The organism is Achromobacter sp. Marseille-Q0513 (assembly GCF_018195695.1).
In the GTDB taxonomy this organism is placed as follows: Bacteria; Pseudomonadota; Gammaproteobacteria; order Burkholderiales; family Burkholderiaceae_B; genus Achromobacter.
Map to the genome: position 1 here is coordinate 1 of NZ_JAGTJY010000268.1, position 5,661 is coordinate 5,661.

The following is a 5,661-nucleotide window of genomic DNA, read 5'->3' on the forward strand; positions in this document are numbered from 1 at the left end:
CCCACATGCGCGGGTTGCGTCCGGGCGCGAAGCATCCAGGAAGTACGCATCCACGCAGGCGTCCAATCGCGGCGCCACGGTTTGCGCCTCGCCAAAGGCCAGCGTCAGCGTGACGGCCCCGCCGTCGAACTCGAGCCGGTGCAAGCCTGGCAGCGGCAGCGGCCATTGAGCCGCCAGCTCTTGCGCCAGGCCGACCAACGCCTCGGGCGCGTGGCGCGCCAGCAGCGCGGCCAGATCCGCCGGGGCAAAGGGATGGCCCTCGACCGCCAACACGTGCAGCGCCGCGCTGCGCGCCGGGTCGTCGCGCCATGCCCGCCACAGCGCCAGGAAATTCAGGCCCAGCCCGAACCCGGTCTCGCAGACCGTGAAAGCATCCCTGCCGCGCCAGCGTTCCGGCAGGCCATTGCCCCGCAGGAACACATGCTCGGCCTGGCCCAACGCCCCCGCCGGCGAATGGTAGACGTCGCCATAGGCCGGACTGTAGAGCCGGCCTTCGGCATCGAGGGCAACCGTCGCCGGCGCCAGGGGAACATAAGACGAAGACATGAGGGACCAGGATTCCTGCAGATTCGGGAATGACGCGAATTATCGGACGACGCGACGGTCCTGCGCAGCCCGGCCACGCGGCGCCGACGTTGGATGCACGCCACGGGCGGCGCGGTTTTGGGGCCGGACGCAACAAGGCTGACGCATGCGGGGCGTACACTGGCCGCATGGATACCTACGATCAGCCCCGCTCGATGGGTTCGCCCATAGACCTGTGCGCCACGATCGACGCGGCGGTCACCGCCGCGCACGCCGGCGCCGCCATCCTGCAATCCTACGCGCATCACCGCGCCGATCTCGTGATCGATCGCAAGGCGCGCAACGATCTGGTCTCGCAGGCCGACCGCGAAGCCGAAGCCGCCATTATCCAGGAGCTGCGCGCGCGCACGCCGCAGTTCGGCATCGTGGCCGAGGAAACCGGCGGACAGGCCCAAGGCAGCGCCACCTGGTACATCGACCCGCTGGACGGCACCACCAATTTCCTGCACGACATCCCCCACTACGCGGTTTCCATCGCATTGATCGCGCATGCCGGCGCATCGGTGTCTGCCGGCCAGCCGCTGGCCGAGGACACGCCGGTGGTTGGCGTGGTCTACGACCCCTGCCGCGAAGAGCTGTTCACCGCCGTCTACGGCCTGGGCGCATGGCTCAATGGCCGGCGCATCTCATGCTCGCGCACGCAGACGCTGGAGGACGCGGTGCTGGCCACCGGCTTCCCTTTCCGCGACTTTTCCTTCGCCGGGCAATACATGCCCATGCTGCATGACGCGATCAACCGCGCGCGCGGCGTGCGCCGCATGGGCGCTGCCGCGCTGGACCTGGCCTGGACGGCCTGCGGCCGCTATGACGGCTACTGGGAAATGGGGCTGGCGCCCTGGGATGTGGCCGCCGGCACGCTGCTGGTGCGTGAATCCGGCGGCATCTGCTCAGACATGCACAAGCGCGACTCCTGGCCGATCGGCGGCCGGGTCGTGGCGGGCAACGCCGCCATCGGCCAGGCCCTGCACGAAATGATCGCCCCGCACCTGGACAAGCAAGACTGAACCCGCGCCCGGCTCAGGCCACGGGCCTGGCCGCCGCCTCGACGTCGGGCCGCAGCTCGCGGCGCAGGATCTTGCCCACGTTGCTCTTGGGCAGCTCATCGCGGAACTCCACGTAGCGCGGACGCTTGTAACCCGTGAGCTTGTCCTTGCACCACTGCTGGACCTGCTCCTCGGTCAGCGACGGATCCTTCTTCACCACGAACACCTTCACCGCCTCGCCCGAGTGTTCGTCCGGCACGCCGATGGCCGCGCATTCCAGCACGCCCGGATGCTGAGCCACGGCGGCCTCGACTTCATTCGGATAGACCTTGAAGCCGGACACGGCGATCATGTCCTTCTTGCGGTCGACGATGCGCGTGTAGCCCTGCTCGTCCATGATGCCGATGTCGCCGGTGCGGAAGTAACCGTCGGCGGTCATGGACTGGCGCGTCTCTTCGGGCTTGCGCCAGTAGCCCAGCATGACCTGCGGCCCGCGGATGCCGACCTCGCCGCGCTCGCCCAGTGGCACCTCGTTGCCCGCGTCGTCCAGGATCGCCACGTCGGTGGACGGCAGCGGCAGGCCGATGGAACCGGAATAGGCGGTGGCGTCGGTCGGATTCACCGTGGCCACCGGCGAGGTCTCGGACAGGCCGTAGCCTTCGATCAGGGGCCGTCCGGTGATCTTCAGCCAGCGCTCGGCCACCGCCTGCTGCACCGCCATGCCGCCGCCCAGCGTCAGCCGCAGCACGGAGAAATCCAGCTTGGCGAAGTCCTCGTTGTGCGCCAGCGCGTTAAACAGCGTATTGACGCCGGGGAACAGATTGATGGGCACCTTGCGCCAGGCATTGATCAGCGAAGGCTGGTCGCGCGGATTGATGATGAGCACGTTGCGCATGCCCGCATGCAGCCCGTAAAGGCCGCAAACCGTCATCGCGAACACGTGATACAGCGGCAGCGCGCTCAGGATGGTGAGCTGGCGATCCGCCAGGTCGTGGATCACGGGCTGGGCCACGGCCTCGGTCTGCAACACATTGGCGGTCAGGTTGCGATGCGACAGCATGGCGCCCTTGGGCACGCCGGTGGTGCCGCCGGTGTATTGCAACACGGCCACGTCGTCCATCGACAGCGCCGGAGGCGTGAACGGCCGCCGCGCGCCGTCGGCCAGGACCGCCGGCAGCATGCGCGCGCCGTCGATCTGCCAGGCCGGCACGATCTTCTTGATATGGCGCGCCACGAAGTTGACCAGCGGCGCCTTGAGCCCGCCCAGCAGGTCGCCGGGACCGGTCACGACGATGTGCTTGAGCTCGCCGCGGGTGCGCACGTTCTGCAAGGTACGCGCGAAGTTTTCCAGGATCACGATGACCGCGGCGCCGCTGTCCAGCAGTTGGCGCTGCAGCTCTTCGGCCGTGTACAGCGGGTTGACGTTGACCACGATATGGCCGGCCCGCAGCGCGCCCAGCATGCTGACCAGGTAGGCCGGCACATTGGGCATCATCAGCGCGACGCGCGACCCTTTGGGCAGGTTCAACGACTGCAGCCACGCGGCGAAGGCGCGGGCATGCGCGTCGAGCTGGGCGTAGGTGATGTCGGTGCCCATCGCCGTGCAGGCGGTGCGGGCCGCATGGCGCTGACACGCCCGGTCCAGCAAATCGACCAGCGAGGCATAGCCCTCGGTGGAAATCTCTTGGGGAACACCTTGCGGATAGTGCGCGAGCCACGGACGAGCCATAGTGTTTGCCTCCATTAATTCGATTTTCGAATGATGATACCCTTGTTGCGTTCTCTTTCGTCCCCCGAATTTTCCCCATGAAACTGCTCGAACCCATCGTCGCCTGGCACAACGATATCGCCGGCATCCGGCGCGACATCCACGCGCATCCCGAACTGGCTTTTGAAGAGTTCCGCACCGCCGACGTCGTCGCGGCCAAGCTCGAGGAATGGGGCATCGAGATCGATCGCGGCCTGGGCGGCACCGGCGTGGTCGGCATCATCCGCGGCAAGCTCCCCGGCGAGCGCGCGGTTGGCCTGCGCGCCGACATGGACGCGCTGCCCATGCAGGAAGCGAACACCTTCGCCCACGCCAGCCAGCACGAAGGCAAGATGCACGCCTGCGGCCACGACGGTCACACGGCCATGCTGCTGGCCGCGGCCCGCTACCTGTCGCAGCACCGCGATTTCGCCGGCACGGTCTACGTGATCTTCCAGCCGGCCGAGGAAGGCGGCGGCGGCGCCAAGCGCATGATCGACGACGGCCTGTTCACGCGCTTCCCGATGGAAGCCGTGTTCGGCATGCACAACTGGCCCGGCATGCCGCCCGGCAAGTTCGGCCTGACGCCCGGCCCCATCATGGCGTCCAGCAACGAGTTCTCGATCGTCATCAAGGGCAAGGGCACGCACGCCGGCATGCCCAACCTGGGCGTCGACCCGGTCATGGCGGCGGTGCAGATGGCGCAATCGCTGCAGACCATCATCACGCGCAACCGCAATCCGCTCGACGCCGCGGTGCTGAGCATCACCCAGATCCACGCCGGCAGCGCCGACAACGTGGTGCCCAACCACGCCGAGCTGCGCGGCACGGTACGCACCTTCACGCTGGACGTGCTGGATCTGATCGAACGCCGTATGGAAGAGATCGCCCGCCACACCTGCGCGGCGATGGGCTGCGAAGTGGAGTTCAAGTTCCAGCGCAACTACCCGCCCACCATCAACCATCCCGACGAAGCCGCCTTCTGCGCCGAGGTGCTGCGCGGCATCGTCGGCGAGGACATGGTCGACGACCACGTCCAACCCACCATGGGCGCCGAGGACTTCGCCTTCATGCTGCAGGAACTGCCCGGCTGCTACGTCTGGATCGGCAACGGCATGGGCGAGCATCGCGCCCACGGCCACGGACTGGGGCCGTGCATGCTGCACAACGGCAGCTACGACTTCAACGACGAACTGCTGCCGCTGGGCGGCACATATTGGGTCCAGCTGGCGCTGCAGCGCCTGGCCAAGCCCCAGGCCTGAACCCAGGCCATCCGGCGGCCCGGCTCAGGCCGGGCCACTGACGCCGCGCGCGGCACGCAATCCTAGGCGCCATCCGCCGGCCCGACCGCCATGCACATCGCCAGGAAACGGCCGGCGGCGCGGGCCGCAGCATCCGCGTGCGGCACCAGGATGCTCAGCGTGCGCGTCAGCGGCCGGGGCAGCAGCCGCAACGCGGCCAGCGCGCCGTCCTCGTGCCGCATCGACATCCCCGACACGAAGCCCACGCCCAGGCCGGCGCGCACCGCCTGCTTCACCCCCTCCACGCCCGCCAGTTCCAGCCCCACCGACGGCGCCAGGCCGGCATCGGCGAAGGCGCGCTCTACCAGCCGCCGCACCCCCGAACCGGGCTCGCGCATGACCAGCGGCGACGCGGCCAGATCGCGCAGCGTCACGGCGCCCTTGCCCGACAGCGCATGGTCGGCGCGCACGATGGCCACCACTTCATCCTGGCGCCAGGCATGCACGGCCGTGTCGGCCGGCAGCCCCGCGGGCACGTCGCCTTCGATGAAGGCCAGGTCCAGGACGGGCAACCGTTCGACGATCTCGCGCGTGTTGCCATCCGACAGGTGCAGGCTCACGGCCGGAAAGGCCTGCCGGAACTCGGCCACCAACCTGGGCAGCAGATAGCTGGCCGGCGTGGTGCTGGCGCCCAGGCGCAGCACGCCCGTCTCCAGCCCGCGCCAGGATTCGCGCACGGCCTGCGCCTGCCGGTACACCTGCCGCAGTTGCCGGGCCTGCTCGGCCAGCCGCTCGCCGGCCTCGGTCAGCGCGATGCCATGGCCGCTGCGGCGGTATAGCGGCTCGCCGAACCATTCCTGCAGCATGCGCAGCTGGCCCGACACCGCCGGCTGCGACAGGTGCAGCGTCTGCGCGGCGCGACTGATGTTGCCGGTGTCGGCCACACAGGCGAAGGTGAGCAGTTGATCTGGCGTCATGGCGGTAGCGCAGGCAGAGATATCAGAACTACTGATATTAAATATTCAAAATAAAGATTTTTCAAATAACGCTGGTAAATTTAATATTCCAGCCAGTTATTTAGATATTCCAGAAGGCCCACCATGAG

At 68.0% G+C, this 5,661-nt stretch carries 5 protein-coding genes and 1 pseudogene; 3 read left to right on the plus strand and 3 right to left on the minus strand.

The window, feature by feature from the left end; all coding sequences use genetic code 11:
- Nucleotides 1-546, minus strand: a pseudogene (mnmD, locus tag KDH83_RS29030) (tRNA (5-methylaminomethyl-2-thiouridine)(34)-methyltransferase MnmD); the annotation flags it as partial.
- A gap of 167 nt (nt 547-713) precedes the next feature.
- Between mnmD and KDH83_RS29035 the strand changes: the two are divergent.
- Entirely contained in the window at nt 714-1,589 is an 876-nt protein-coding gene (locus tag KDH83_RS29035) for an inositol monophosphatase family protein (protein WP_212322186.1), read from the plus strand.
- A 13-nt stretch (nt 1,590-1,602) separates the two neighbouring features.
- Here the strand turns inward: KDH83_RS29035 and KDH83_RS29040 are convergent, their stop codons facing one another.
- The gene (locus KDH83_RS29040; RefSeq protein WP_212322187.1) at nt 1,603-3,297 is read right to left on the minus strand and encodes an AMP-binding protein; all 1,695 of its coding nucleotides are present in this window, start codon (nt 3,295-3,297) and stop codon (nt 1,603-1,605) included.
- 77 nt (nt 3,298-3,374) lie between these two features.
- On the opposite strand from KDH83_RS29040, the gene KDH83_RS29045 reads away from it, so the two are divergent.
- On the plus strand, nt 3,375-4,577 hold the full coding sequence (locus KDH83_RS29045) for a M20 aminoacylase family protein (protein WP_212322188.1): 1,203 nt from the start codon (nt 3,375-3,377) through the stop codon (nt 4,575-4,577).
- A gap of 62 nt (nt 4,578-4,639) precedes the next feature.
- Here KDH83_RS29045 and KDH83_RS29050 read toward each other — a convergent pair whose 3' ends face one another.
- The gene (locus tag KDH83_RS29050) at nt 4,640-5,533 is read right to left on the minus strand and encodes a LysR family transcriptional regulator (RefSeq protein ID WP_212322189.1); all 894 of its coding nucleotides are present in this window, start codon (nt 5,531-5,533) and stop codon (nt 4,640-4,642) included.
- On the opposite strand from KDH83_RS29050, the gene KDH83_RS32900 reads away from it, so the two are divergent.
- A complete protein-coding gene (locus KDH83_RS32900; RefSeq protein WP_283093857.1) occupies nt 5,532-5,660 on the plus strand; it encodes a hypothetical protein in 129 nt (42 codons plus the stop codon). The genes KDH83_RS29050 and KDH83_RS32900 overlap by 2 nt on opposite strands.
- The last annotated feature ends 1 nt before the right edge of the window (nt 5,661 follow it).